Source organism: Vitiosangium sp. GDMCC 1.1324 (assembly GCF_003044305.1).
In the GTDB taxonomy this organism is placed as follows: domain Bacteria; phylum Myxococcota; class Myxococcia; order Myxococcales; family Myxococcaceae; genus Archangium.
Genome location: NZ_PZOX01000026.1, coordinates 1 through 25,468 on the forward strand (window position 1 = coordinate 1; position 25,468 = coordinate 25,468).

The window sequence follows — 25,468 nt, forward strand, 5'->3', positions numbered from 1 at the left end:
TATTACCAGGCTCTTCCCAACATGCCCGAAACCCGGTTGCGCCCTCTCATTGAACGCTTCGCCCAACTCGTCTACGAGCAGCTCGTTTTCCGTGAAGCCTTTGGCCTTTTATGAGGGGATGCCTCAGCGGTTGCCCCTGTACCCTCAAGCTGTGGGAAGCTGGGGGGGCCGAGCACCGTCACCGCCTGGAACGTCAGCTTCCCGCCCGTCGATAGGGCTCGGCGCGACGATGGTGTCGTCATCCCATGAACCACTGGGGCATTGCGTGACCGTCAAGCGTTCTCTGTAGGCAAAGTTGCGCTACGGGACGCTGCTCGGCGCGCTCGTGAAGAGCGTATGGAAGAGTGTTGTCTCGGGAGGTTCGAGCAGTCCGGCGTAGAGAGGCACGGGTGTTTCTGCCACCTTGCGTGACAAGGCGCTAACGCCAAATATCTCTTCAATTGTCCTGGCAACAACCTGTGTCGGCAAAACCATGTTGGGCGGAGGTGGTTCGAAGCTGGCTTTGTAGTTTTGTGTGCGACCATCCACATAGTCGTACTCTACGCCGTACACAAAATAGACAGGCGCCAACAAGCTTACACAGCCCACGATCTCCCAATTGGCTTTGGGTGACCACAACTCCCTGGGCGGGTAGACCACGCAGCGGGGGCCTCCATCGGCCGATGAAAATGTCTCGCCGGTTTTGTAGTTTGGAAGCTCAGTTCGCAGCTTGGCCCTGAGCGCCTTCCAGGGCTCCATATTCTCCATCCACTGCGTCCATAGCGCCTGACGTCGACTCTCTTCGGGAGTTGGCTCTGATGCAAAGAGAAAGGCGTTGCTTGAGTCGTAGTAATTCCGAACGATTTTGATGAGGTCTTCTGTCGAGGGGGCGGGGCGCATGAATGGTCCCATCAGTCATGACGTATGCAGTCAGAGGGTAGGGGCGGGTATGCCGAAGACGACCGGCGTTGCTCTGGGGTTACAGGTTGCCATGACTTGTGAACCCGCGATGGCGGCATTAAGCCTCACTCTGTAGGCATCTCTGATGGTCGTGCAGAGTGTGTAGAGCGGCGGTGGAGGAGGCTTGGTTAGTGTCGAGAGCACCACATAGGCGGCCTCATTGGCGCACTCTGCCGAGATGCGTTGGGCAAGGGGAGTGGATATAGGCCCGTCTTTGTTTTCTAGTGGCATCTCGACTCCAAATTTGCAGGTATATATATCTCCTGTGTCACCGTTCTTGATCTGGTGTGTCACCGTTCTTGATCTGGGCGTGAACACAGGCCACGCGCCACCCGCCCGCGCCGGGTTCTGTCTGCGGCACTGTCGTCGTGAACTGAAAATGTGACGGTTGGATTTGTCCTGTCACCGATGACGCACATCCCAAAGACAGAGCAAGTAGCGCCAGAAGTGCATTTTTTGTCCCCCTCGGCATGGCCATCCGAGGCTGCGGCGGCAATGGTTTGTGGGGCAATGGTTCGAGCGCCATCAAAAATCGGCCTTGTAGGATTACGCGCAGGTAAGGTGGGGCAAATAAAGCACGGACTGCTGGAATTCCTGGGAAGATATACCTGACAGGTCACCCAGAGGTCAAATAGACGGTGAAGAGGCGTGACGGTGAAGAGGTGTAATGTGCTGGTTTCGCTCAACTATCTGAGGTTACAGGGGGTTTTAGGTGACCTCGAAAGTCCCTGAGTGTGGGGGTCTGAAGGTGGGGTGGCGGTAGACCGCAGCGGTGACGCACCCTACCTGGCAGTGAGCGCGAATGGTGCGCCCTCCGGCGTGGCGTGGGCGTCGAGTGTTCGCTGTAAGCAACGTCACGCTACGGGATAATACTTGGGTCGCTTGTGAACAACGCATGGAAGAGCGTAGCTTCCGAGGGCGCTCGGCCCCCAAACAAAGAGCGGCACCGGTGTTTCCGCAATCTCACGAGGAACCGCGCTGAAACCGAATGTTGTTTCAATCCTCCTGGCGACTATCTGAGCCGGGAGAGCCATGTTGGGAGGCGGTTGCGCGAAGTTGGCCTTTTCATTTCGCAAGCCACCGTCAGCATAATCACACTCCACTCCATACACGATATAGACTGGCGCCAATAGGCTTACGCAGCCAACGACAACCCAATTCGCAGTTGGCGATCTGGACTCCCTTGGTGGGTAAACCAGGCAGCGGGGTCCCCCGTCGCTTGATGACAACGTGTCTCCAACGACAAAGGTTGGAAGCTCGCTCTCCAACTCTTGCAGGAAAGCGTTCCAGGGTCCCATGTTTTCAAGCCATTGCGTCCATAGTGCGTGAAGATGCTTTGTGGCCGGGCTTGCCTCTGGCGTGAAAAGGAATTTTTCGCTCGAATCGTAGTAATTCCGCACGATGACAAGCAGGTCGTCTTTGGAGGGGGTCTTCATTGTTCGGTCGGCCAAAACTTAGAAAGGAGCGTCGATAGGACGATATTGAAACCGGGCAACAGTGCCTCCAACAGATTCTTGTGTGCATCGGAGCGACCGCCGATGACAAAATCATATCCGCAGGCCGCTGCGAGATCACGCTCACGCCGCGCCTTCTCCACCTGCTTCGGAGTATGCCAGTGCACCCCAATAGCCACGAACGAGCACGCCAGGGGCGCGACGGGAGGGGGCCCATAGAGCCCTCCCCCGCCTACCACTGCGCGGGCGAACCTTCTCCTTGAGCTGCGCCCCCCACACCGCTCGGCGATGTACCCACAGGCTCCCTTGAGGGAGGTGTATGCTCGTCCCATGGGCGTGACCTTCTTCTGGCTGTCTCTGAGCATCCCCCTCGAGCATGCCTCCAACGTCGCCGCACACTTCGCCGAGGCTGTCACCGCCTCGCCCGTGTCCCAGAGCGCCCGCCGGGTGCTCGATCGCTGGCGCGAGGCCCCCAGCTCCTTGTCGCCGGAGTCCGTGCCCGATCCTGCCCGTCCTGGCTTCTGGATGAAGTCCGAGGGAACCGTGGACTTCGAGGAGTTGTTCCGCCCGGAGGCGCTGAGTGCATTCGGGCAAGGATTCATTAGAACGGGCGCAGAGGCGAACGACTGGGGCATCGAGCCCACTGCGGAGAATGCCAGCCTTGTCATTACCGACCGCATCCCAGCCGCCGCTGCCTTGTACTTCGGATTGGGGGCGGAGCGAGCGGCACGCATGCCAGGGCACTTCGGCGCCCTCTTCGCTGCTCCGGCTGATGTTGGCCAGCTCCTACCCGTCCTGGATGCAGTGCTCGAACGGCCCTCCCCGGAGATGCTCGCGCGGGCCCGGCGCTGGCTGGCCCGGGGCAACAACCAGGATCTCCGCCCCGAGGAGTTGTTCGCCTTCATTCCCCGCGCCCTGCGGACAGCGCATACGCGGGGCGAAGGATTGTTGCTGCTCACGGCCAGAGGCTGAATAGATGGCTTCTTTGTCGGTGAGCTCCAGTCGCTCGCCCGACCCAGTCCAACCGCGGGGGACGCTTGCGCTTCGCCCCCGAGATAGACGTTATTGAGGGTGCCAGAAAGGGATTGGATGATGTTGGGGCGGCCGGGACGTCATGGCTCATTGGAACGTGGCGGTCGCCAGTTTCCTGGCGTGGTCCCGGACGTCGGCGGGCCAGCGGGTCACGCAGGTGTCGAAGCGCTCCGGATTGCCCGCGAACAAGGCCCTCGTCGCCTCCTCGAAACCGGGTTGGTTCCCGGCCATGGCGGACATGAACCGGTACGCGGACTCCTGCGCCTGCCGGATGCGATCCTTCTCGGCGTTCGCGCGCCGCGCCTCCTCCACGAGCTTGCGCAAGGTGACGGATGCACCCCCGGGCTGACTGTTCAGCCAGTCCCAATGCCGTGGCAGCAGGGTGACCTCGCGAGCGACAACCCCGAGCTTCGGACGGCCGGGACCTCGCGGCGCTTCGGCCTCCGGCTCAGCGGGAGCGGCGGCGGACCCGCTCTTGCGTGCCTTCTTCGCGAGCCGCTTCAAAACCTCATCGTCCGTGCCGCGAAGGTCCAGGTCGATCGGCTCGCTCGTCTCCTCATCGAAGATCAGGACGGGGGGGTGCTCACCCCGGTCGATGACCTCTTTCGTCTTCAGCGCGACGTGCGCCAGCTCGCCCGACGCGATACGCCGGTTTCCCGCGAAGGCGATACAGCGCCGTGGTTGCCCTGGGTTCATGGCCAGGGGATTTACCCGGGTATAATTCCCCTGTCAAATGACCCGGGTTGAATGCCTGGGCCGGGCTGCATGGACACTCAGAAGGCAGGCACCACGGCTCCGCCGTAGGTGGTCTCGATGAAGCGGCGCACCTCCTCGGATTGGAGTGCCTTCACCAACGTCTGGAGCTCGGGCCGGGTCTCGTCACCCTTCCGCACGACGAGCACGTTGGCATACGGGTTGTCCCTGGCGAGCTCCCGGGCCAGCACCTGCGCATTCAGCTGGAGGTTCTTCTTCGCCTCGAGGAAATAGTTTCCGTTGATGACGGCGGCGTCCACGTCCTCCAGGGTGCGCGGCAGCTGTTCGGCATCCAGCTCCCGCAGGTCCAGCTTGCGCGGGTTGAGCACCACGTCCTTGAGGGTCGCGGAGGCGCCCACCCCCTCCCGGAGGCGAATCAGCCCCTGCTGCTCCAACAGGCGGAGCGCACGGCCCGCGTTGCTCGGGTCGGCTGGGAGGGAGATGCGCGCGCCCTCGGGCAGTTCCACGGGACGCACGTGCTTCGTCGAATAGAGCGCCAACGGTTCCAGGTGCACCGCGCCCGCGCTGACCAGCGCGAGCTTGCGGTCGGCGCTGAAGCTCTCGAGGTACGGCACGTGCTGGAAGTAATTCGCATCCAACTGGCCATCCGCGAGCGCGATGTTCGGCTGAACGTAGTCGGTGAACTCGACCACCTGGACGTGCACGCCTTCTCGCTCGGCCAGCTTGGCGGCCACGCGCAGGATTTCACCGTGAGGCACGGGGTTGACGCCGACCTTCAGGGTGCGGACAGCCCCGTTGCTCGCGGGTGCGTCTGCCTTCTTGCATCCAGACACCACCAGCAGCACGGAGACGAACAGGGAGGTGAGCAGGGTCTTGGGGAAACGATTCATGGATGGGTTCTCCAGAGAGAGTCAGGGAGTCGTACGGTCGAGGCGCCAGGCCGGTCGATCGCCGAGCGACTGGGGAGGCGTGGAAACGAAAACGCCCCGGTCCGTGCTCGGGAACCGGGGCGGCGCAGAGGGCGTCAGCGCGGGGCTGATGTCTCTTCAGGCGTTACACGCGCGCACACAGGCACCCTCGTGGCCAGAACGGCTGGCGACGGAACAGCGACAACAGAGGGAGCCAGGGGAATGCACGCGCGGATTGATACGGGGCGAGCCTCGCGGTGTCAAGCGAGCTACGGGTTCACCGAGGGTTCGAGGATCTCCACCCGTCCACCCGAGATCCTCCAGAGATGGTAGGGCGCCACCACGTCCCCGTTGGCATCGAGGTCCAACGGCCCGGACGCGCCCTCGAAGTTGATGTCCTGCTGGGCCCGGATGGCCTCCACCGCCTGCTGGTACTCCGCCGGTCCATAGGGCGTTCCTCCCCGGGAGACCTCGGTGATGTGGTCCCGGATGGCCGTGCCGTCCGGCTGGCCAGCCGCCTCCATGGCCAACGCCGCCAGATAGACCGCGTCGTAGGCGTTCGCGTTGATGGGAAGGCTCGACTCCACGCCGTACTTCTTCCTGAACGCGACCTGGAAGGCACGGAAGGGCTCGCTGTTGGACGCTCCCGGCCCCGTTCCCTCGTGCGCGAAGGTGAAGCCGCTCGCGCCCACCGCGGTGATGAACTCGGGGTCCTCCAACGCATCGGAGAAGAACCAGAACGTGCCCCGGCTCACGAAGCCAGACAGATAGTCCTGGATGATCTGCGAGGCTTCCACCGCGTACCCCACCAGGAGGATGGCCTCGGGATTTTGCGTGTAGGCCTCGGTGAGGACATCCACGTAACTGGTCCGTCCCTCGACATACTCCACCCGGCTCGTGACCGTGCCTCCCAGCGCCGTGAAGGCGGTCTCGAAGCCGCTCGCGAAACCAACGCCATACGCTCCCGGGACGTGAATCACCGCCACGCGTTTGAAGGACTTCGCCGCGGCTCGCTCGGCAACGAGCCGGGACTGATAGACGTCGGACGTGCAGGTGCGGAACAGGTAACCGTTGTCCGCCGCGGTGGTGATGGCCGGCGCGGTGGAGGAGGAGGTGATCTGCACGACCCGCGCATCCCGGGTCACCTCGTAGGAGGCAATCGTGGCTTCGCTCCCCAAGGCCCCGATGATCACCGGGACTGGAATCTCCACCAACGCCTGCATGGCGGCCCTGGCCCTGGCCGGGTCGTTTCCGTCGTCGCGGTTGAGCAGCTCCAGCTGGCGCCCGAGCACGCCCCCCGCCGCGTTGATCTCATCCACCGCGAGCGAGGCGGCCTCGAGACTCTCGATGCCGGCCGAGGCGGCCGAACCCGTCGTGGAGAAGACGGTGCCGATGCGGAGGGTGTCCGCCGAGGTGCCGCCCTCCATGCCTCCACTGCACCCCGATATCAACAGCCCGAACACTGCCGCGAAGACCGAGCATCTCATGGTTTTCCCAGCGATTGGCTCACCGTGAGGAAGGCGGTGATTCCTTGAGAGGGATAGTCGATGCCGCCAAACCCTGGCTCCGTCCAGGACTGGTTGAACACGTTGCTCACCCGGAGCGAGAGGCGGGTCGGGTTCTTCTTCCAGAGGTGGAGCTCGGGGATGGACAGCGCGACGGCGGTGTACAGATAGGCGGGCACCTGGTAGTCGGAGTCCTTGCGCAAGGCATTGGACTGGGAGGCGCCACGAGGGCCCGTCGGAGCGAGTTCCAGCGTGGCCACGAGCCCCTCCCACGGCAGCGTGTACTCGCCGATCAGCCGGAGCTGGTACGTGGGGAAGAGCGGGTTGTGCACCTCGGGCGACCCCGTGAGCAGGACTCCCGCCGTGCGGGACACCGTGCGCGCCACGCCACCGGACAGGCGCAGCCGCAGGGAGTGAATGGGTTGGAAGCGGCTCTCCAGCTCGCCGCCCACCACCCACTCCCGGAGGATGTTCTGGGCTTGCTGATAGAGGCCCTTCTGGACGAACTCCACCCGGCCGTTGACGCCGAGGACGAAGAGGTTGAGTGACAGCTCCCCCAGTCCGGCCAGTCCCTGGGTCCCCGCCAGCTCCAGGGTGTGCGCCGTCTGCGCCTTCAGGTCCGGGTTGCCCTGGATGTCGAGGATCGTCATGGGCTGGGTGTAGAGCTGGACCGCGCTGGGGGCCTTGAAGCTGGAGCCGTAGAGCAGCTTGAGGCTCCGGGCCTTCTCCCGGGGCGCGTAGACCACGCCCAGGCGGGCGCTGGGGTTGGCGCCATAGATGTTGTGGACGTCCAGACGGCCGCCAGCGACGACACTCCAGTCCTCGCCCAGGGAAAGCTGGGCCTGCACCAGGGCGCCGCCGTTGCGGAAGACGCGGTGTTCGCCGTGCGCTTCACCCGGGATGATGGTGCCAGCGGGCCTGAGCACCGTTCCATCGGGCGCGGTCACGTCCTGCGTCAGCAGGCGATCAAAGGTCTGGAGCAGGTGGTTCTCGGAGACGAAGTCGGCCCCCAGGGTGAGGGTGAGGCGCCGGTGCACCTCCCACCGGCCTCCGGCGGACGCGCCGAAGCCCTCCACACCGGAGCTGCTGAGCAGGACGAAGTCGGGCCGCCCGAGGTCCAGCCGCTGGACCGACGACGGCGCACCGTGGAGGTAGTGGCCCGACAGCTCGAGCGACAGCTTCTTGGAGGGCTCCACCTGGTAGGTCAGCCAGTAGTTCTGATTGACGATGGCGACGCGGGTGCCGTGGCTGAGCGGCCCGAAGTCCTGGAACTCGCCCCCCGCGTCGAGGTTCTGGATGGAGGCGAACAGCCGGAGCCGGCCTTTCCCACCGAGCCCCACCGAGCCCTTGGCGAAGAAGCTCTTGGGCCGGGCCTCGTCATTGCGAGACGGTCCGCGGGCCGCCACGGGATTGCTCGGCTCCTGGAGCACCGGACTGCTGGCGGGCAACTCCAGCCCCGAGCGGTCGATGAAGAGCGCGCTCAGGCCCGCCACCAGCTCCAAGGGCCCCTGCTCGCCCGCCACCACGAGGGCCCCACCCCCACCCGGGTGCTCACGTACCATCGCGCCGTAGCCCACCAGATGAGCCCCCGCCAGCGCCTCACCGCTCTTGGTGATGACATTGACCACCCCCAGGAAGGCGTTGGCTCCGTAGAGCGCCGAGGCGGGACCGCGGATGACCTCCACCCGCTCCACGAGCTCGAGCGGAATCAACTCGACACCGAAGAAGTTCCCCGTGGTGGGCCGATAGTCCACCGGGTGTCCGTCGATCATCAGCTTGAGGACGTTCCCGCTCGCCCGGGCTCCGCCGTTGATGCCCCGGATGCCCATGTTGTGCGTCGTCAAATCGTAGACGTCGTAGAGCCCGGGAACGGCGTTCAGGACCTCGGCCAGCGACGTGTACCCCCGGGCCTGGATCTCCTCCCAGGAGATGACGGACACCACCGCGGGAGTCTGCGCGCCACGTTGCTCCTCCTTCGTCGGAGAGACGACTGGAATCTCCAGCAGGGACTCGATGTCCAGGCGCGCGATGTCTCCAGGTGGAAACTCCGGGGCGGTGGGTTGCTGCGCCCGCGCCACCGGGGTCAGCAGTCCACCCAGCAGCACGGCGACGAGCGATGACCAGGGTCGACGGCGCACCCTTTTCGCCTCCCTGCGCCGCACACGTTGGGTGAGGAGCCGCGCACGACGGGGACGGTGGGGAGCCTTCTTGCGAGCAGCAACCCGCCCCCGGGTCCGATTGCGTTGAGCCCTACTCCCGCACCTCGGACACCCGGAGGAGCTCGGGAGACAGGTTCGCGCCCGCGTCGGCCACCATGGAGCGATCGATGATGATCGCCGCCCTCGCGCTGCGGCGCACGAGCGCGATCCCCACGCCCAGGCCCACGTCCGACTCGCGCCCGGAGAACGAGAGCATCGAGTGACGGTGCGCCACGTCGGCGATCGTCTGGAGTGCGTCCTTCTCCAACCCCGGACACACGTACAGCACGGCGGCTCCGCTGGAGGTGAGCCGCGCCTCGAACGTCCCAGGGTCCGCGTACTCCACGTCCACCGCTCGCACCTGGAGCCCCGACACGGTGGACTCCTGGGAGATCTTCTTCAGGGCCTCGACCATGGCGGCCTGGACCCGTTCGCTCTCCGGGGTCTGCCCATGGATGACCGCGATGGTGAGGTTGCCAGACACGCGCTTGTGCAGGTTCTGGTCATAGGCGAGCACCCGCAGCATGAGCAGCGCCTGCCGGTCGAACGGAACCTGGTCCGGCACCCGTGAGTCCTTCTCCCCGGCGGCCGTCGAGGACAGCGCGCACAACAGCGTGAAGAGAGCGATGGCGGTGCGCATGGTTCAGACCGGAGGCTCGCTGTTGGACTGGGGGAGGACCCTGAGCCCGGTGCTCCCTCTCTGCCTCCCCGCGGCGATGAAGGAGGACGGGCCCGTCCGGGGCAGCTCGAGGATGAACGTGGCACCGCGCCCGAGCTCGCTCTCCACGCGGATGTGTCCCCCCAGCGCCTCGACGATATGCCGGGAGATGAACAGGCCGAGTCCGAGCCCTCCGTAGTGGTCCGAGGAGACCGCGCGCTCGAACTGGTTGAAGATCCGCCCCGTGTCCTTCGGCGCGATGCCGATTCCCTCGTCGCGTACCCGCACCCGGACGGTGTCACCGGCCGCCTCCATCGACACGCAGACCGGCCTCCCCAGCCCGTACTTGAGGGCGTTGGAGACGAGGTGGGTGAGGACCTGGTCGAGCCGGAAGGCATCCCAGCTCCCCACGAGGTCTCCCTCCATCGACACGGAGAGCGCCGAGCCCCTCGCCGCGGCCTGCTCGCGGAACCGGTCGACCACCTCGCTCCCGAGCCTTCCCAGGTCCACCGTCTCCACGTGGAGATCGAAGAGGCCCGAGGTGATGCGGGAGATGTCCAGGAGATCATCGACCAGGCTCGTCAGCCGCACCAGGTGCCGCCGGACCTTCCCCACCTTGTCGCCGAGCTGCTCCGAAGCGAGGCGCTCCTTGTCGAGCAGGCGGCCCAGGGAGGAGATCTGCAACTGCAACGCCGTCAGCGGCGTCTTCAGCTCATGCGCGGCGACCACGAGGAAGTCATCGCGCAGGCGCACCGCCTCGTGGGCCTCCTCCACGAGGAGCTCGTTGTCGACCGCCGCGGAGACCCGGCGGGCGAGATCCTCCGCCAGCGCGCGCGCCACGCCGTCGAACTGGCGAGACCCGGGGCCCAGGAAGAAGGACATCGCGCCGAGGAGCCGCCCACGCTCCGAGAGGGGCACGACCAGGACCGAGCCGAACTCCTGCGCGACGGGCGGAGGCGGAGCGAGGGCCGGGCCGTCCCTCCGCGGCAGGTAGAGGCGCCGGAGGTGGACCAGCCATGGGGGCACCCCCGGCTCCTCATGCGCGATGGCCACCGGAGCCAGGGAACCATCCGGCATGACCAGGTCGATGATGCAACCGTCGGCCACGAAGGGCACCACCCGCTTCGCCACCGGGCCCAGCCGTGTCGGGTCATCGAGTGACGAGGCGAGCATCCGGCTGGCATCCGCGAGGATGGCCGCGCGGTGCTCGGCCTGCTCGGCCATGCTCTTGCTCGCGCGGGCCGCTCGCTCGGAGCTGCGCAGCTCAGTGGTCAACCGCTCGGCCGCCACACGGCCGCGAATCTGCGTGGCGATGATGCCGAAGAGCAACACGCCCACCAGCGAGCCCCCCACGGTGATGGCGAGCGGCGCGCCCCGCTCCACCCCGACCTCCTCGAACCCGGGCCGGGTCGAGAAGAAGAAGGTCCAGGGGTGCCCGAGAAAGGGCAGCATGCTCGAGCGGACGAGCTGCACCCCGGAGGTGCGCCGCCCGAGATCCGGCAGCCCGTCGTCGTCGTAGAGCAGGTGCTCGGGGTTGGGGGCCGGGCCGTCATACACCTCGTAATCGACCACGGCGCTGAGCGGCCCGAGGTTCTGCAGCAGGTCCTCCGTCCGGAAGATTCCCACCACGAAGCCGATGGGCGAGGCGCCCGGATGCTGCGCCCTGGGCGGCACCGGCTCGCGGTACACCGGAAGGAAGACCCAGACCGAGGGAATGCCCAGGTCATCCGGCTCCAACCCGAACCCGGTCCGGGTGATGGCGAAGGGACGGCCGGTCCTGCTCGCCGTGCGCATCGCCTCGCGAGCGCCGGGGTCCGCCCGGAGGTTCGCCCCGAGCAACCCCCGGTTCGACGCGAGCGGCCCGACGCGGGTGATGGTGACCCGGGCCGGTGACACCTTCGCATAGGCCACGCCCTGCATGGCCGGGTAGCGGGTCTCCACCTCCATCAACTCGAGGAGCGCATTCAACTCCTCGGGAGTGACCTCCTGGCTCGCGCCGATCAGCCCACGAACCCCATAGACGACGCTGAGATAATGGTCGACCCGCCAGACGAGGGCGCGCTGTGTCTCCTCGGCGACGGACTGGACGCGAGAGCGCACACCCTCATCCACGGCCCGTCCGACGTAGTGATGGGCGATGGCGCTGAGGAGAACCGCGGCGAGAAGGACCGCATAGGCGCTCCACAGCCGGCGGAAATGCTGGGCGAGGGAGCTCAGGCGCGACTTCATCCTCCCTCGAACCTAGGCACGCGAGAGGGGCCGAGCATCACCGGGCGGCCGAGCGCCACCCCTGGGAATGAGAACGGGTGCAGCGGGCTCCTCCGGCGCGCCGGTGCACCCCAGGGAGGGTGCCCGGCGTCCTGGAGGGCGGGTTACTCGAGCACTTCCGCCTTGGTGATGACCACGTCCTGGAGCGGCACGTCCTGATGACCGCCCGTGCTGCCCGTCTTCACGCCCTTGATCTTGTCCACCACGGCCTGGCCCTCGACCACCTTGCCGAAGACGGCGTAGCCATAGCCCTGTACGTTGGGAGCCCTGAAATTCAGAAAGTCATTGTCGGCCACGTTGATGAAGAATTGCGCGGAGGCCGAGTGCGGATCCGACGTGCGGGCCATGGCCACGCTGTAGTTCACGTTCTTCAGGCCGTTGGCGGCCTCGTTCTCGATGGGCGCGCGGGTCTTCCTCTGCTTCAGGCCCGGCTCGAAGCCGCCGCCCTGGATCATGAAGGTGCTGATCACCCGGTGGAAGACGGTGCCGTCGTAGTGGCCGTCCCGCACGTACTGCAGGAAGTTGGCGACGGTCTTCGGGGCCTTGGCGCTGTCCAGCTCGAGCACGATGTCACCGAAGCTGGTCGACAGTTTGACTTTGCTCATGGGGAGATTCCCGAGAGTGAAGGGTTGAGGGGGGCGCAATAAACCACCCGGGATGGGCACCGGCAACGGAATGCTCCGCGCTCCGTTCCGCAGTGGGCGCGGAGCACTCCGCCGCAGCCCCGGGTGATGACCGAACTGTTCTCCGTCAACTCTTTGGGGCGAGACCCCTCACGGGGGGCGGAGGGGTCCTCTCCCGGCGCTCAGTAGGTGCCGGCGATGACGTTGGGGATGACCTTGCGCAGGTCCGGCAGGGCGCCGATCTTCCGCGAGTCCGAGGCCTGCGCCGTGCCGTTGGCGCTCAGCACGCTGCGCATCTGCTTGGAGGTGAGCCGGCGGCCGTTGGCGAGCGCCACGCCCTGGGCGCTGGCCGCCGTGCCGGTGATGATGGGCGAGGCGCTGGAGGTGCCGCTGAAGGTGGAGGTGTAGTACTGGTCCTCGCCGTAGCTGGAGCCGAACAGGGTGCCGTAGCCCAGGGAGTAGACCTTCTCGCCCCAGCCGTGCACGTCCACGCGGCTGCCGTAGTTGGTCCAGCACATGGGAGCGCGCGTGGTGGCGGTGCTGGCGCCCACGATGATGGCGCCCGAGTCACGCACGGAGCGGTTGAAGGCGTTGCCATACGCCGCGTTGTCCAGGTCGACGCTCCCGTTGCCACCGGCCTCCACGACGACCACGCCGTTGGCGGTGGCCGAGGCGATGGCGTCGTAGTTGGCCTGCCAGTACTCCATGGCGATGTAGTTGCACTGGGAGGTGTTGCAGGTGCACGCCGAGCCGTCGGACGGGCCCTGCGAGTGCAGCTCGATGAGGATGACGCCGCCCAGGCCCGCCGCGGACGCGGCGCTGTTGATGGCGGCCGCGGTGCTCTGGCTGCCGATGGACGACACGCCCGCCTGCGCCTGGTGGGCGATGCCCGTCACGCCATACGCATTGGACGCGCCGATGATCTCCCCGAGCACCGCGGTGCCGTGGTTGCGCCAGCTGATGTCGGTGTACTGGGTGCCAATCTGGGTGAAGAGGGTGGGCATGTCCTCGTGGGTGGTGCGCCAGCCGCCCTCGATGTCCACCACCTTGACGTTGAGGCCGGCGCCGCCGGTCACCGTCCACGCGTACTTGGCGTCGACACCGCCGGGCGCGGCGGCAAGGTAGCCCTGGTTGGACTCGTACAGCGGGGTGGTGGGCGCGATGTCCGCGGCGGCCAGCAGGGAGCGCAGCGCCACGTCCATGCCGAAGTTCACCATGGCGGGCTCGGCGGGAGGCTCGGCGTAGGCCACCTCCACGCTCTCCAGGGCGTTGAGCGAGGCCACCAGGTCCGCCACCCGCTCGCTGGTGGTGCCCGGCAGCAGCGGCACCTCGTAATAGAGGTTCAGGTCCGCGAGCTGCTGGCCGCTCTGCGCCTCACCCGAGACCTTGCGCGTCTCCAGGGTGGACTCGTCCTCCTCGAAGAGGCGCGACAGGGCACCGATGCGCGGGGCGCGCTCCAGCAGGGACTGCACGGTGGCGGCGTCGGCCATCACGCGCTCGGCGCGCAGGCCCCGCGAGGACAGCAGCTCACGCTCCGCCAGACCGCGCTCGGAGGCCAGGGCCGTCAGCGACTGGCCCCGCAGGCGGATCCGGCTGCCCTCGTGGAACTTCACCACCAGGCGCTCCACGTAGGTGTTGGCGGGCAGCTCCCGGCCCGTGTGCTTCATGGCCACGGCGCGCGGCGCCAGGGGCCGGGGCGCGGCCTCGGCCTCGGGAGCCAGGGACAACAGAGCCAGGCCCAGCAGCGCATGACTCACCGGACGGCACGACAGACGGCTCGGCTTCGACATGTGGCTTTCTCCAAAAGGGTCGCTACGGCATGTGAGGCGCGGCTCGCCGGTCCCTCTCCGGGGAAACCGCGAATCACCCGGATAGCATCACATACCGGTCTGTCATGTTTTGAAAAAACCCAGTGTCCACTTCTCCGCACACGAGGTCCTGGACGGCAGGAGGCCTCCGCCCCCGGACATCGTCGTGCACGCCACAGGGCCACGTCCGGCGGATGCATGGCACGAGCCCCTCGTCGCCCACATGTTCGTACAGCGCCTGAGGGCGCCCGATACAGGCACTTCACCCGTGCGAGCACGACTCCGCGCCTCGTCGGCGGTTCTCATCGACCACTGACCAAGGAAACAGCAGATGAGCATGTCATGGCTGAGTCGAACTCCCGGCTTCCGCTGGCGCTTGCTTCTCGTCCTGGCGGCAGCCCTCTTCCCCTTCCAGACCTTCGCGAAGGAGGCGTGCTCGGACTGCCCGATGGGCATGGAGAAGCACCGGCACCACGAGGGGACGGGAGGCTCGGCCGCGGCCGAGGAGAGCGCGCCCGCCTGGCCTCGACTTGGAGGCCACGTGGGGCTCGCGCTGCCGGTCGTGAAGTTCCAGACGGGGGGCGTCAGCGCGATTGGCGCGGACTTCCTCCAGGTCGGCCTCGCGCCCGGCGTCACCGTCATGCTGGATGAGCACTGGGCGGTTGATTTCGAGGTCGTGGGTTACTCGATCTGGCGGTTCGCCAGTGACTCGGCCGCGGCGAGTTCCAGCACGGCGCTCGTCGTGGACCCCGGCGTCATCTACAACTTCGGACCCGTCGCGACGGGCCTGCGCCTCGCCATGCAGACAGGTGGTGGGGTTCCCGTCAACGGGGGCTTGATTCCCCTCGTGAACAAGGGGTTCCCCATCGGGAAGATGAAGTGGTTCATCGAGCTGGACCTGCCGTTCTTCGTGCTCGGGAGCCCTGGAACCACCACCGTGAGCTTCTCTCCGCAGGTCCACACGGGCATCGCCTTCTGAGGTGGACGCTCACGGACGCCGTCGACCGCGCGGAGCCCTCCTGGCTTCGGGCGCGGGCTCGGGCGCGGGCGCGGGGGCCTCCGGAAGCGGCAGCCGCTTCCCGTCGATGGACAGGGTCGTCCCCGTGATGCGACGGCCACAGCTGAGGCAGGACAACACCGCCTGCGCAGGCGCCCCACAGTCGTGGACGAAGGGGGGAACCCCGGCCGAGGCGTCCGTGGTCCACCGATGCCCCCACAGCAACAGGCTGAGCAGCGTGGGCGCCAGCTCGAGCCCGGCCTCAGTGAGATGGTACTCGCTGCGCGCCGGCCGCTCCGAGTACTGGACCCGGCGCAGGACTCCGGACTCGGACAGCTTGCGCAACCGCGCGGTGAGCACGTCCCGCGGCGCCCCGGTGTTGTGCGCGATGCCCTCGAAGCGCCGCACTCCGTAGAAGACCTCCCGGAGCACGAGCAGCGACCACTTCTCTCCCACCACCTCCAATGCGGAGGCCAGCGAGCACACCCGCGGGCCCCCCTCCTGCTTTGGCATGCCCTCATCCTAACAACCCAGTTGGAAAACCAAACCCACGTGCTAGGGTGCGGCCAGTTTGAAAATCCAACTGACTGAAGGACCGAGATGAACACGCTTGCTCAGCTGCTCGTGGGGTTGGTGGCCGCCATCCATTTCTACATCGTGGTGCTGGAGGCGTTTCTCTGGCGCACGCCGAGGGGAATGAAGATCTTCGGGACGGATCCGGAGTTCGCCGCGCGCTCGGCGACGCTCGCCGCCAACCAGGGCCTCTACAACGGGTTCCTCGCCGTGGGCCTGGTGTGGGGACTGATTGCCCAGGACCCCGTCGGCTTCCAGTTCAAGGTCTTCTTCCTGCTGTGTGTGAGCGTGGCCGGCGTGGTGGGGGCCGCCACCGTCAGCCAGCGCATCCTCTTCGTTCAGACGGTGCCCGCGCTCGCCGCACTGGCCGTGGTGCTGCTGGCCCGCTGAGCAGGCGGCCTCGCACCCATGGTGTCCCCTGAGCACCGTGCGTGTGCCCCGGGTCGGACCCCGGTGGTACACACGGGCCTGCATGGATGAGCCGAAGCAAGGACAGGGCGGCAGGCCCCCGGGGACGCAGAAGAAGCCCCGGAAGGTGTCTCCGCGCTCGCTGGAGAACGCCGCGCTGCACTACCTGAAGCGGTACGCGGCGACGGTGAGCCAGCTCAAGCGCGTGCTCATGCGGCGGGTGGACCGCTCCCTGCGGATCCACGGGGGCGAGCGCGCCGAGGCACTCGGCTGGGTGGATGCGCTCGCGGACAAGCTCATCCGCAACGGGCTCATCAATGATCAGGCCTACGCGGAGATGAAGGCCCATTCGCTGCGCGCCTCGGGACGCAGCGCCCGGGTCATCGCCCAGAAGCTGCGCATGAAGGGAGTCTCCGCGGACGTCGTCGAGCAGAAGCTGGCCCGGGTCACCACGGAGCTGTCCGAGGACATGGCCGCTCGCATCTGGGCGCGCAAGAAGCGTCTGGGACCCTTCCGGCGCGATGCGAACACCCGTCAGGAGAACCGGCAGAAGGATCTCGCCGCGCTGGCGCGGGCGGGCTTCTCGTTCTCGACGGCGAAGAAGATCATCGACGGAGGGCCCGAGGAACCGCGCTGAGCCCTCCTCACGGCGCGAGCATCACTTCCGGCTCGCCGCCTCCAGGAGGTTGGACTCCAGCCTGCGGGCCTGGACGGCCATCTCGTCGTCCGCCGGGGCCTCGCGCAGGATGCGGCGGGCCATCTCCAGGGCGCGCTCGCGGTTGCCGAGCTTCGTGAAGGCGAGCGCCAGGTTGTAGTGCACCACCCAGGTGTCCTTGGGCGCGAGCGGGAGCGCCTTCTCCAGCAGGGAGACGGCCTCGGTGTTCTTCTCCCGAGACGTCATCTGGATGAGGAGCCCCGCGAGGTTGGTGAGGGGCTTCCAGTTGCCGGGCGCGAACTCGACGGCCTTGCGATAGGCCTCCTCGGACTCCTTCTCGAGCGGAACGGCCTCGAAGAGGTTGCCCAGGTGGAACCACGCCTCCCAGTTCTTCGGGTTGCGCCGGAGCAGCTCGCGGGCGGCCTTCTCGCTCTTGTCGAAGTCCTTGGTCAGGAGCGTGAGGTTGGCGAGGTTGATCCACCCCTGCTCGTGGTCGGGCACGACCTGGAGCTCGCGCTCCACGTAGGAGATGGCGCCCTCGGTATCGGAGAGCATCATGGCCGCCGCCGTGGCCTTCTCCAGCAGCGCGGGGTGCGCACCGCAGCGCGCGAGCCCCTGGTCGAGGATGGCACGCGCCGCCTGGAACTCCCTCACCTCGAAGAGCACGTCGCCGAGGGTGGCCCAGTAATCGACGTTCTTGGGCGCCAAGTCCTTGGCCCGCTCGAAGGCGCGCAGCGCGTTCTCGTACTGCCGCGCCTGCTTGTAGGCGATGCCGAGCGTGTAGAAGGCATCGGGGTTGCTGGACTGCAGCCGGGTGGCCTGGAGGAGCGGAGCAATGCCATCCGCGGCGCGACCCGAAGCGGCCAGGACCCGTCCGTAGTTGAACTGGCAGAGGAACTCCGAGGGCGACAGCTCGGTGGCCTTGCCCAGGTGCTGCAGCGCCCCCGCCAGGTCCCCTTCCGACTCATGCACCAGACCCAGGAAGGCCCAGGCAATGCCCGCGGTCGGCGCGAGGCGGACGCCCGCGTTGGCGTGGACGCGCGCCGCCTCGAGTTCCCCCGTGAAGAGGCTGATGCGGGTGAGCCCGAGGTAGACCTCGGGCAGGGACGGATTGCGCTCCAGGAGCTGCTCGTAGAGAGGAGCCGCTCCCGCCACATCTCCCTGACCCAGGCGCGTCTGCGCCTGCCTCATCAGGGCCATCGTCTGGGCGGCGGTGCCGGCCTTTTCCTCGTGCTCCCGGAAAAGGCGCTTGGCCTCGTCGTAGTTTCCCGCCTTCAGCTGCTCGGCCCCACGTCGGTAGAGTTCGCTCTGGACCATCGGCCGGAAGTATCCCCCAGAAATGACGTGAAGACGAGCAGGCGGGCGAGAGAGGACGCGCTCAGAAGCCGAAGAAGTGCTTCACCTTGTCCTTGGCCTTGCTGACGGCGGCCTTCGCGTCGTCGAGGCCCAGCTTGCCGTCGTGGTTGACGTCGGCCGTGTTCTTGGCCATCTCGCCGATCTGCTTGACGTCGACCTCCACGGTGGCGGAGCCGCCCGCGCCCAGGCCGAGCGCCGCACCGACGCTGCCGCCCAGCTTGAGCTTGCCGTCCTCGTAGCCGATGACGCCGGTGGCCTTGGCCTCGGCGCCGGCGCTCGCGTAGGCGCTGCCCTTCACGGAGAAGGGACCCGCGGACACCTTGACCTCGCCCTCGACCTTGGCGACGGCGGAGGCACCCACGGTGCCCTCGGCGATGGCCGTGGGCGGGTTGCGGGTGACCTTGACCTTGCCGGTGGCCTCGGCGGAGACCTCGGCGGACGCGCGGACCTTGCCCTCGGCGGACGCGTTGACGTCCACGCCCGCGACCTTGACGGACTTGCTCTGCACCTTGCCGCTGGCCGACGCCTCGACGGAAGCGCTCGCCTTGGCGTTGACGCTCGCGTCCAGGCCGTTGAGGTCGAGCTTGCCCTTGGCGTCGACGCTGGCCTTGGCCTCGGCCTTGGCGCCGGCGTTGTAGGACGCCTCACCGTACTTGCCCTTGGTGGAGCCCTTCGTCTCGGCGTAGACGCCCGCCTTCGCCTCGCGGTTGAAGGACGCGTTCAGGCCGTCGGTGCCGATCGTGACGCTGTGCGACCCGGAGGTGCCCACGCGCGTGCCGACGAAGGAGTTGGGGTCCTTGACGTAGTTGTGCTCCTTGACGTTGTTGAACTCGCCCTTGGCGATCTCCTTCTTGGCGCCCGCCGCGGCGAGGGCATTGCCGCCCGTCTGCAGGTTGCCCAGCTTGTCGCTCTTCTGCTTCTGGGTGAACCCCTTGTCCTGGCTGCTGGGACGGACCTCCTTCTCCTTGGAGAAGCTCTTCTCCGTGTTGAAGAGGTTGTTCTTGCGGTCCACCGACTGGCCCACGGAGTACTTGCCGTCCGCGAAACCGGAGGTGGCCTGGGCGGTGCGCTCGGTGCCGCCGGAGCGCGTGGCGGTCCGCGTGGTGGTCGTCTTGCCGTTGGTATCGGTGGTCGACGAGCTCTCGGACCAGGCCTTGTTGCCGCGCTTGTCAGTGGTGGTGGAGCGCGAGGTCGACTCGGAGTGGTCGCCCTGGGTGACCGTCTTGCTCTGGGACTCGGTGACCTTCTTGCCGCCCCTGTGGTCGGTGGTCTCGGTGCGCCCCTTGGTCTGCTTCGTGTCGCCGCGCTCGAAGGTCGACTCCCGCGAATGCGTGGACTGCGTGCGGCGGAAGATGTCCGTCTGCGAGGTGCGCGTGTTCTTCACCTCGGTGTTGCCCGTCTTCGAGGTGGTGGTGTGCTTGAGCTTCGTGTCGCCCAGCCGGCCCTTGGACGTGGTGAGCTCCTGCGTCCGCTCGGTCTTCCCGTTCTTGGAAGTCTGCGAGCGCGTCACCGAGCCATCCTTGTTGGTGGTGACGGCGGCCTTCAGCGAGTTGGCCAGGCGCTTGATGTCGTTGCGGGCGCTCGAGTTGAAGTTCTTGAGCAGCCGGTCCGAGACGTGGCTCGCCGGCTTCTTGTCGCGAGACTCGAAGCTGTCGGACTGCCGGGCCTGGGCCTGCTCCTGCTTCGCCGAGGACTTCTTGGAGGACTTCTGCTCCGTAGAAGCGGGCTTCGACTCCGGCTTGGGCGCGGGCCGCAGGGTCCTGAGCATCCGGCGACCGTCGTTGTCGATAAGAGCCACGGGGTTCTCCTGAAAAAACGTTTGGAGGAATTATCCACCGACCCACACAAATGTTGCGTGGGCTCGGTTTTTTAACGAAAAATGAGAAAAATGGATGGGCCGGGAGCGGCGCAGCAGCCCGCGCAACCACGTCCAGCTTGGAGCTCTCGTCAGGGTGCGCGCGAGCCGCGCATCACGGACGTCGGCGTCACGCCGAGGACGCGGCGCATGCACCGCGCCAGGTGACTCTGGTGTGAGAAGCCCGCCCGCAACGCCACCTCGCCCACGGACAGTCCGCCACGCTGGAGCAACGCCTTGGCGCGCTCCACCCGGCGCTGGATGACGTACTCGTGCACCGGTACGCCCATGGAGCGCTTGAACTGGGTCTTGAGGTGCGACGTGCTGACCCCGGCGACCCGGGCCAGCCGGTCCAGCGAGAGGTTCTGGTCGAGGTGTTCCTCGATGTAGTCCGTCACCCGTTGCAGCTGCCGTTTCGGCAATCCCTGACGGCTCTCGAGGGGTACCGCGTAGCGGCCCAGCAGGTGGACCGCGAGGGCCATGCCCAGGCTCTCCGTGTAGAGCAGCCCGTTCGGATGGCCCGCCCTGCGCTCGGCCTCGAGCGCCCAGGCGACGTGTTCGATCTGCGGATCCTTGAACTGGTGCCGAGCCTCGAGGCCCGCCCGGTCGGGATCCAGACCCATCTCCTCCGCGGCGAGCCGCAGGAGCGAATGCGGCAGCCGCACCACCAGGGAGGTGGTCTCCTCCTCTTCCAGGACTACAGCCGACGCGCCTGCCGGCATGATGTCGACATCTCCGCGCGTGTACCGATAGCGGCGGGAAGGGCTGGAGCGGCAGGACGACCAGACGGGCGCCCCGGCATGGACGCTCAGGCGATGGTCGGGCAACGGGGGGAGCTCCACCTCTCCGGCCGGCATCGTGAGGAGATCGACGCCCAGCCCGATCCGGGGACGCGCGCCCCGCCGCACCACGGAAGGTGCATCCGTCTCAAGGGGAGAGCGCACGGCCACCGCTTGTTCCTGCCGGGTCATCACACGCATTGCGGCTCACCTATATGAGCCAGCACAGGGCCTGTCATCCGGATCTCCCTGTACTCCCAGGGCGGAGCCGAAGCGATGGCTCACGCGCTCATGGGGCCCAGCGCAGCGAGATCGCCGTGAACGGACCCACGCGGACCTCCTCGAGGGACTCGGGTAGACGCCCCTCGGCTTCGCCCACGGGCACCTCGCCCACCATGACCTCGGCGGCGGGCTGGGGATAGAGCGGTTGGCGTCCAGGTTCCACCAGCCCCTCTGGTACACGCGCGTGGCCCTGCGCGTCGTACGCATCCTCGGCGCCCAGGCAGTGGAAGAGCTCATGGGCCACCGCCGTCAGCTCCAGGGTGAGCTCGGTATCCTCCTGCACCCCGCGCACCAGACCCACCGAACCACCCGCCTCGGCCATGCCTTCCACGAGCCGCTCGCCTTCACTGGTCGGCTCCAACATCACGTAGATGCGCGCATCCAGCCCTTGCGAGGACAGGCCCGCGGCCTCGTCCACGGCGGACAGCGCGCGAGACAGGGTCCATGCATGGAGGGCCCGTGCCACCAGCGAGTCCCCGGGCGGAGTCAGCTCCAGCCCGGCCGCCGGCTGAGGACCCGCCAGGACGAAACGAACCGGCCGCCCCAGGTCCGCGCGGTAACGGCCCGCCTCCCGCTCGAGCCAACCCTCCAACCGCCCCACGCCCTCGCTCCAGGCCTGGCGCACCTCGGGCTTCACCTCACCCCGGGCGAGGAGCACCACCGCCACACTCAAGGGCCGCTCCCACTCCAGGCGCCGCTCCCGGGTGCGCTGGCGCGAGGTGCCCCAGAACGCGATGAGCACCAGCACCATGAGCAGCACGGACACACGCAGCCACTTCGCACGAGTGCGGCGAGCTCGCTGCTCGGAGCACCGTGCACAGAGCGCCTGGCCCTCCCGGCCCCTGCACAGCACGCACACCAGTTCGCGGCAGTCCTCGCAAGGTAACTCCGCGGCCAGTGCGGAGTGGGTGCCACATACGGCGCCGCCGTGCCCGGCCGCCGCCACCGGCTGACAGCTCACGCCGTGCTGCCGCAGGGACTCCACCAGCCGGCGCGCCTCGGACTCCTCCAGGTCCCGGGGCAGGACCCGAGACTCGGCCAGGAGCTGCCGCGCTGCCTCCAATGGCACCTGGAACGCCCGCGCCAGCACCAGCGCGGCCGCTCGGGAGTTGGAGGCCGCCACCTCGACTCGGAAGACATTCGCCACGGGCACCAGTCTAGCGAATCGCCACCAGGGCCATGAGGCCGTCCCACTGGAGACGGCTGCTCGCTCCGCGAGGCCTGGACCAGCCAATAAATCTCCTCACTGGGGAACGATATAAACATCTCCGAGCACTCTCACGAGAGGTTGCACCTGGAAATGGCGGGGAATAATACTCCGCCACATGGGAAGGATATCGGGGGCGCGCAACCGGGATCATGAGGAGACGCGGTCGAGGCTCGTGCAGAGCCTCGCGCGGCAGATGCTCGTGGCGGGAGGCACGCACCCGAGCATGCGAGCACTCGCGGACGGGGCCGGTGTCGACCCCGGCACGCTGCGGCACTACTTCGGCGATCGCCGGGGCGTGGTGCAGGCCGCCTTCGAGCACCTGATGAAGTTCGGACAGGAGCGCCAGGCCTGGGCGAAGAGTCTGGCGGAGCAACCGGCGCGACCGGCCTTCAAGCACCTGCTCGAGCAGATCGCCACCGCTTGGACGGGGGCGCTGGGCGGCATGCACGCCGCGGGCTTCGCCGAGGGCATGAGCGACTCGGAGCTCGGGCAGTTCTACATCTCCTCCATCTTCGAGCCCACGCTCAACGCGCTCGAGGAGCTGCTCATCATCTTCCACGCGCGAGGCGAGCTGTCGGTGCCGGATGCGCGCGTGGCAGCGCTCGCGCTGCTGTCACCCGTGTTGATGGCGCTCTTCCATCAGCACCAGTTGCACGGACGCCGCTGCCGTCCGCTCGACCTGGCGGTCTTCATCGAGAAGCACCTCGACGGCTTCATGAAGGGCTACGCGAAGTAATCCAACATCATTCCAGACAGGAGTCAGTTCATGACCGCGCCGCGGTGGTGGTCGTTTTGCGTCCTGTGGTCCGTCCTCGTGGGGTGCCAGCAGAAGGAGGTCCCCATCGTCCCCGACAAGATCGTGGGCCACTGCATCTATATGAACAAGTTCAGCGACCTCACGGAGTGTCGCGACTACGTCGGGGAATGGACCGAAGAAGAGGCCATCGAGGACTGCAAGGACCAGGATTCGACGGCCGTGCTGGGCTCGGCGTGCAACATCGAGGAGCGCCTGGGCTACTGCTTCCTGGAAGAAGATGACGACAGGTGGGCCCGCATCACCTTCCCCGGTGTGAACGCGGAGAAGTGTGGCTCCATGCAGCGCGGGTGTGAGCTGTTCGGTGGCGGCGCGTTCGACCCCTCCCCCGTCTGTGGCGGAAAGGTGGTGGAGACCAGCGACACGGGGCTCCCGACGTTCCAACAGCCGGTGCTCACGTGTGTGGACCCCAAGCAGGGTGAGCCCGTCGGCGTGTCGGAGGGTGGGAAGGTCTGCACGTGGGAGATGATCTCCGGCGCCACCGAGCCCGGACGCAGCTTCAGCGACTATGCGAGCTGCGACCGCGTGCGCACCCAGCGCCCCTACTACGCGGTGCCTCCCGCAGAGAACGCCGAGCGGGAAGACCCCCGGATGAAGGATCCGGCGTATGCCTCCGAGGTCCAGTGGGTGCGCTCGCAGATCGAGGCCACCGCCTGCGTGTGCTGCCACTCGACGCGCGCCCCCAAGGGTCCGTCGAACTGGTACGTCGAGTCGCCAGGGAACTTCATCAACTCCTTCAATCCGCGGGGACTCGCCATGGGCGCCGGGTGGATCAACACCATCGGCTTCGGCGCGTACCGGCCCGAGCACAACAATGGCTTCTCGCGCGCCTCGCCCGAGCGCCCGAATGACTCCGTCTTCGTCACGACGGACCCGGCACGGATGGCGCGCTTCTTCGAGTCCGAGCTCTTCCAACGCGGCTACAAGCGCGAGGACTTCGCCAACCAGCCGTACGGCGCGGGCCCGCTGGATGATCAGCGCCTCTACCGGCCTGGCGCCTGCCAGAACGGAGAGGGCGTCGGCGCCGACGGCACGCTCCACTGGCGCGGCGGCAAGGCCCGCTACGTGTACGTGCTCGAGCAGGAGGCCACGTCACCCACCGTGCCGCCGAACCTCGACCTGCCCGAGGGCACGCTCTGGCGCATCGACGTGCCCTCGAATGGGACTCCCATCGAGAGCGAAACGGTTCGCTACGGAGCCGTCCCCTCCGGCATGTCGCAGCGCTACCCGGCCTCCGGCCAGCCCGCGGCCCTGACGAGCGGCAAGACGTATTACCTGTACGTGCTCGCGGACATCATCGTCCCCATCACCCGCTGCCTCTTCGTCGCGCCGTGACGCGCAGGTGCTCCGTCACCCGAGCTGCTCGGATTCGGAGATGAGCTCCCGCATCAACTCCGCCGCGGGCCGGCCTCGAGACAGCGCCGCGCCCTGGCCCGCGAAGAGCGCGATGAACCGGGTATCCCCTCGCGCTCCCGCGGCGCTCCGCAGCGCGCTCGTGGCCGCGTGCTGGAGCGGAAACGGCAGGATGTCCTCCGACTCCCCGAGCGCCTCCGTGAAGGTGTTGGCGAGCCCTCGGGCCGGACGGCCGGAGAAGGCGCGCGTCACCACCGTCCCGTCGTCCCGCGCCTCACGCAGCGCGGCCTTGTAGGCGGGGGAAATGCCCGACTCGGGGCAGGTCAGGAACGCCGTCCCCAGCTGCGCCCCACTCGCCCCGAGCACCCGCGCGGCGGCGATGCCCCGCCCGTCCATGATGCCCCCGCTCGCCACCACCGGCAGGCGCACGGCGTCCACCACCTGGGGGACCAGCGCCATCGTCCCCACCAGCGCCGCCTGGAAGGGCCCCGCGAAGGTGCCTCGGTGTCCTCCCGCCTCGCTGCCTTGCACGACGATGGCGTCCACTCCCGCCTCCTCCAGCAGCTTCGCCTCTCGCACCGTCGTGGCCGTCCCCACCAGCAACATCCCTCGCGCCCTCAGCCGCTCGAGCGCCGCCGCCGGTGGAATCCCGAAGGTGAAGCTGAAGACCCGCGCCCCGCTCTCCGCCACGGCGTCGACCTGCTCCTCGAAGGGCGGCATCGGGGACTTCGGCGCCTGCGGTGGTGCGAGCCCGAGCTCCTGATAGTAGCGGGCCAGCACCGCCAGCATCCGGCTCGAGTCCACTTCGCCCGGCGGAGGCAGGGGCGCGAAGAGGTTGACGGCGAAGGGCTTGTCCGTGAGCTCTCGCACCCGCCTCGAGTGCTTCACGATGTCCTCGGGCTTCGAGTAGGCCGCTCCCGTCGAGCCCAGCCCTCCCGCGTTCGAGACCGCGGCGACCAGCTCCGGAGTCGTGGAACCCCCCGCCATCGGGGCCTGGATGATGGGGTGCTCGATGCCGATCAGCGACGCGAGACGACTCCAAGCGGTGGAACGAGCCATGTCCTTCCTCCTGTTGGACT

Annotated in this window: 22 protein-coding genes; 6 read left to right on the forward strand and 16 right to left on the reverse strand. The window is 67.3% G+C overall.

Annotated features, from left to right (window positions below; genetic code table 11):
• Positions 1–300 precede the first annotated feature (300 nt).
• Positions 301–879, reverse strand: coding sequence for a hypothetical protein (locus tag DAT35_RS58525; RefSeq protein WP_146210173.1), 579 nt, complete (start codon positions 877–879; stop codon positions 301–303).
• Between the two features lie 1,492 nt (positions 880–2,371).
• Complete coding sequence (locus tag DAT35_RS61480; protein ID WP_369946358.1) at positions 2,372–2,758, reverse strand: DUF6310 domain-containing protein; 387 nt, start codon at positions 2,756–2,758, stop codon at positions 2,372–2,374.
• Here DAT35_RS61480 and DAT35_RS47690 point away from each other — a divergent pair.
• The gene (locus tag DAT35_RS47690; RefSeq protein WP_108076029.1) at positions 2,724–3,365 is read left to right on the forward strand and encodes a hypothetical protein; all 642 of its coding nucleotides are present in this window, start codon (positions 2,724–2,726) and stop codon (positions 3,363–3,365) included. The genes DAT35_RS61480 and DAT35_RS47690 overlap by 35 nt on opposite strands.
• A gap of 147 nt (positions 3,366–3,512) precedes the next feature.
• On the opposite strand, the gene DAT35_RS47695 is transcribed toward DAT35_RS47690, so the two are convergent.
• From DAT35_RS47695 to DAT35_RS47730, 8 genes are all read right to left on the reverse strand, one after another.
• On the reverse strand, positions 3,513–4,121 hold the full coding sequence (locus tag DAT35_RS47695; RefSeq protein ID WP_108076030.1) for a DUF2239 family protein: 609 nt from the start codon (positions 4,119–4,121) through the stop codon (positions 3,513–3,515).
• 77 nt (positions 4,122–4,198) lie between these two features.
• Complete coding sequence (locus DAT35_RS47700) at positions 4,199–5,029, reverse strand: MetQ/NlpA family ABC transporter substrate-binding protein (protein WP_199243223.1); 831 nt, start codon at positions 5,027–5,029, stop codon at positions 4,199–4,201.
• Positions 5,030–5,316: 287 nt separating this feature from the next.
• Complete coding sequence (locus tag DAT35_RS47705; RefSeq protein ID WP_108076032.1) at positions 5,317–6,534, reverse strand: ABC transporter substrate-binding protein; 1,218 nt, start codon at positions 6,532–6,534, stop codon at positions 5,317–5,319.
• Positions 6,531–8,690, reverse strand: coding sequence for a TonB-dependent siderophore receptor (locus tag DAT35_RS47710; RefSeq protein ID WP_146210174.1), 2,160 nt, complete (start codon positions 8,688–8,690; stop codon positions 6,531–6,533). Before DAT35_RS47710 ends, DAT35_RS47705 begins: the two co-directional genes overlap by 4 nt.
• A 112-nt stretch (positions 8,691–8,802) precedes the next feature.
• Positions 8,803–9,390: a YfiR family protein gene (locus DAT35_RS47715; RefSeq protein ID WP_108076034.1), complete on the reverse strand. Its 588-nt coding sequence runs from the start codon at positions 9,388–9,390 to the stop codon at positions 8,803–8,805.
• A 3-nt stretch (positions 9,391–9,393) separates the two neighbouring features.
• The gene (locus DAT35_RS47720; protein WP_108076035.1) at positions 9,394–11,637 is read right to left on the reverse strand and encodes an ATP-binding protein; all 2,244 of its coding nucleotides are present in this window, start codon (positions 11,635–11,637) and stop codon (positions 9,394–9,396) included.
• 143 nt (positions 11,638–11,780) lie between these two features.
• Complete coding sequence (locus DAT35_RS47725) at positions 11,781–12,281, reverse strand: peptidylprolyl isomerase (protein ID WP_108076036.1); 501 nt, start codon at positions 12,279–12,281, stop codon at positions 11,781–11,783.
• A gap of 200 nt (positions 12,282–12,481) precedes the next feature.
• Positions 12,482–14,089 carry a S8 family peptidase gene (locus DAT35_RS47730; protein ID WP_108076037.1) on the reverse strand — a complete coding sequence of 536 codons (1,608 nt, stop codon included), beginning with the start codon at positions 14,087–14,089 and terminating at the stop codon, positions 12,482–12,484.
• A gap of 349 nt (positions 14,090–14,438) precedes the next feature.
• On the opposite strand from DAT35_RS47730, the gene DAT35_RS47735 reads away from it, so the two are divergent.
• The gene (locus DAT35_RS47735; protein WP_108076038.1) at positions 14,439–15,086 is read left to right on the forward strand and encodes a hypothetical protein; all 648 of its coding nucleotides are present in this window, start codon (positions 14,439–14,441) and stop codon (positions 15,084–15,086) included.
• Positions 15,087–15,095: 9 nt separating this feature from the next.
• On the opposite strand, the gene DAT35_RS47740 is transcribed toward DAT35_RS47735, so the two are convergent.
• The gene (locus tag DAT35_RS47740; RefSeq protein ID WP_108076039.1) at positions 15,096–15,617 is read right to left on the reverse strand and encodes a helix-turn-helix domain-containing protein; all 522 of its coding nucleotides are present in this window, start codon (positions 15,615–15,617) and stop codon (positions 15,096–15,098) included.
• An 87-nt stretch (positions 15,618–15,704) separates the two neighbouring features.
• Here DAT35_RS47740 and DAT35_RS47745 point away from each other — a divergent pair, with 87 nt between their 5' ends.
• Positions 15,705–16,067: a DUF1304 domain-containing protein gene (locus DAT35_RS47745; RefSeq protein ID WP_108076040.1), complete on the forward strand. Its 363-nt coding sequence runs from the start codon at positions 15,705–15,707 to the stop codon at positions 16,065–16,067.
• A gap of 82 nt (positions 16,068–16,149) precedes the next feature.
• Positions 16,150–16,722: a regulatory protein RecX gene (locus tag DAT35_RS47750; protein WP_108076041.1), complete on the forward strand. Its 573-nt coding sequence runs from the start codon at positions 16,150–16,152 to the stop codon at positions 16,720–16,722.
• Positions 16,723–16,743: 21 nt separating this feature from the next.
• Here the strand turns inward: DAT35_RS47750 and DAT35_RS47755 are convergent, their stop codons facing one another.
• The 4 genes from DAT35_RS47755 to DAT35_RS47770 form a co-directional block, all read right to left on the reverse strand.
• A complete protein-coding gene (locus DAT35_RS47755) occupies positions 16,744–18,057 on the reverse strand; it encodes a tetratricopeptide repeat protein (protein WP_108076042.1) in 1,314 nt (437 codons plus the stop codon).
• 61 nt (positions 18,058–18,118) lie between these two features.
• Positions 18,119–19,894 carry a hypothetical protein gene (locus DAT35_RS47760; RefSeq protein ID WP_108076043.1) on the reverse strand — a complete coding sequence of 592 codons (1,776 nt, stop codon included), beginning with the start codon at positions 19,892–19,894 and terminating at the stop codon, positions 18,119–18,121.
• 149 nt (positions 19,895–20,043) lie between these two features.
• On the reverse strand, positions 20,044–20,931 hold the full coding sequence (locus tag DAT35_RS47765; protein ID WP_233262136.1) for a helix-turn-helix domain-containing protein: 888 nt from the start codon (positions 20,929–20,931) through the stop codon (positions 20,044–20,046).
• A gap of 88 nt (positions 20,932–21,019) precedes the next feature.
• A complete protein-coding gene (locus tag DAT35_RS47770) occupies positions 21,020–22,159 on the reverse strand; it encodes a B-box zinc finger protein (RefSeq protein WP_146210175.1) in 1,140 nt (379 codons plus the stop codon).
• A 235-nt stretch (positions 22,160–22,394) separates the two neighbouring features.
• On the opposite strand from DAT35_RS47770, the gene DAT35_RS47775 reads away from it, so the two are divergent.
• Positions 22,395–22,958 (forward strand): TetR/AcrR family transcriptional regulator, encoded by a 564-nt coding sequence (locus tag DAT35_RS47775; protein ID WP_158502174.1) that lies wholly within the window; start codon positions 22,395–22,397, stop codon positions 22,956–22,958.
• Between the two features lie 30 nt (positions 22,959–22,988).
• The gene (locus tag DAT35_RS47780; protein ID WP_108076046.1) at positions 22,989–24,371 is read left to right on the forward strand and encodes a hypothetical protein; all 1,383 of its coding nucleotides are present in this window, start codon (positions 22,989–22,991) and stop codon (positions 24,369–24,371) included.
• Positions 24,372–24,386: 15 nt separating this feature from the next.
• Here the strand turns inward: DAT35_RS47780 and DAT35_RS47785 are convergent, their stop codons facing one another.
• Entirely contained in the window at positions 24,387–25,448 is a 1,062-nt protein-coding gene (locus DAT35_RS47785; RefSeq protein WP_108076047.1) for a nitronate monooxygenase family protein, read from the reverse strand.
• Between the last annotated feature and the right edge of the window lie 20 nt (positions 25,449–25,468).

Excerpts from the sequence above, each read along its gene's own strand:
- DAT35_RS58525 (WP_146210173.1), bottom strand. The coding sequence starts at position 879 with ATGCGCCCCGCCCCCTCGACAGAAGACCTCATCAAAATCGTTCGGAAT.
- DAT35_RS47690 (WP_108076029.1), top strand. The coding sequence starts at position 2,724 with ATGGGCGTGACCTTCTTCTGGCTGTCTCTGAGCATCCCCCTCGAGCAT.
- DAT35_RS61480 (WP_369946358.1), bottom strand. The coding sequence starts at position 2,758 with ATGCTCAGAGACAGCCAGAAGAAGGTCACGCCCATGGGACGAGCATAC.
- DAT35_RS47695 (WP_108076030.1), bottom strand. The coding sequence starts at position 4,121 with ATGAACCCAGGGCAACCACGGCGCTGTATCGCCTTCGCGGGAAACCGG.
- DAT35_RS47700 (WP_199243223.1), bottom strand. The coding sequence starts at position 5,029 with ATGAATCGTTTCCCCAAGACCCTGCTCACCTCCCTGTTCGTCTCCGTG.
- DAT35_RS47705 (WP_108076032.1), bottom strand. The coding sequence starts at position 6,534 with ATGAGATGCTCGGTCTTCGCGGCAGTGTTCGGGCTGTTGATATCGGGG.
- DAT35_RS47715 (WP_108076034.1), bottom strand. The coding sequence starts at position 9,390 with ATGCGCACCGCCATCGCTCTCTTCACGCTGTTGTGCGCGCTGTCCTCG.
- DAT35_RS47720 (WP_108076035.1), bottom strand. The coding sequence starts at position 11,637 with ATGAAGTCGCGCCTGAGCTCCCTCGCCCAGCATTTCCGCCGGCTGTGG.
- DAT35_RS47725 (WP_108076036.1), bottom strand. The coding sequence starts at position 12,281 with ATGAGCAAAGTCAAACTGTCGACCAGCTTCGGTGACATCGTGCTCGAG.
- DAT35_RS47730 (WP_108076037.1), bottom strand. The coding sequence starts at position 14,089 with ATGTCGAAGCCGAGCCGTCTGTCGTGCCGTCCGGTGAGTCATGCGCTG.
- DAT35_RS47735 (WP_108076038.1), top strand. The coding sequence starts at position 14,439 with ATGAGCATGTCATGGCTGAGTCGAACTCCCGGCTTCCGCTGGCGCTTG.
- DAT35_RS47740 (WP_108076039.1), bottom strand. The coding sequence starts at position 15,617 with ATGCCAAAGCAGGAGGGGGGCCCGCGGGTGTGCTCGCTGGCCTCCGCA.
- DAT35_RS47745 (WP_108076040.1), top strand. The coding sequence starts at position 15,705 with ATGAACACGCTTGCTCAGCTGCTCGTGGGGTTGGTGGCCGCCATCCAT.
- DAT35_RS47750 (WP_108076041.1), top strand. The coding sequence starts at position 16,150 with ATGGATGAGCCGAAGCAAGGACAGGGCGGCAGGCCCCCGGGGACGCAG.
- DAT35_RS47755 (WP_108076042.1), bottom strand. The coding sequence starts at position 18,057 with ATGGTCCAGAGCGAACTCTACCGACGTGGGGCCGAGCAGCTGAAGGCG.
- DAT35_RS47765 (WP_233262136.1), bottom strand. The coding sequence starts at position 20,931 with ATGCGTGTGATGACCCGGCAGGAACAAGCGGTGGCCGTGCGCTCTCCC.
- DAT35_RS47780 (WP_108076046.1), top strand. The coding sequence starts at position 22,989 with ATGACCGCGCCGCGGTGGTGGTCGTTTTGCGTCCTGTGGTCCGTCCTC.
- DAT35_RS47785 (WP_108076047.1), bottom strand. The coding sequence starts at position 25,448 with ATGGCTCGTTCCACCGCTTGGAGTCGTCTCGCGTCGCTGATCGGCATC.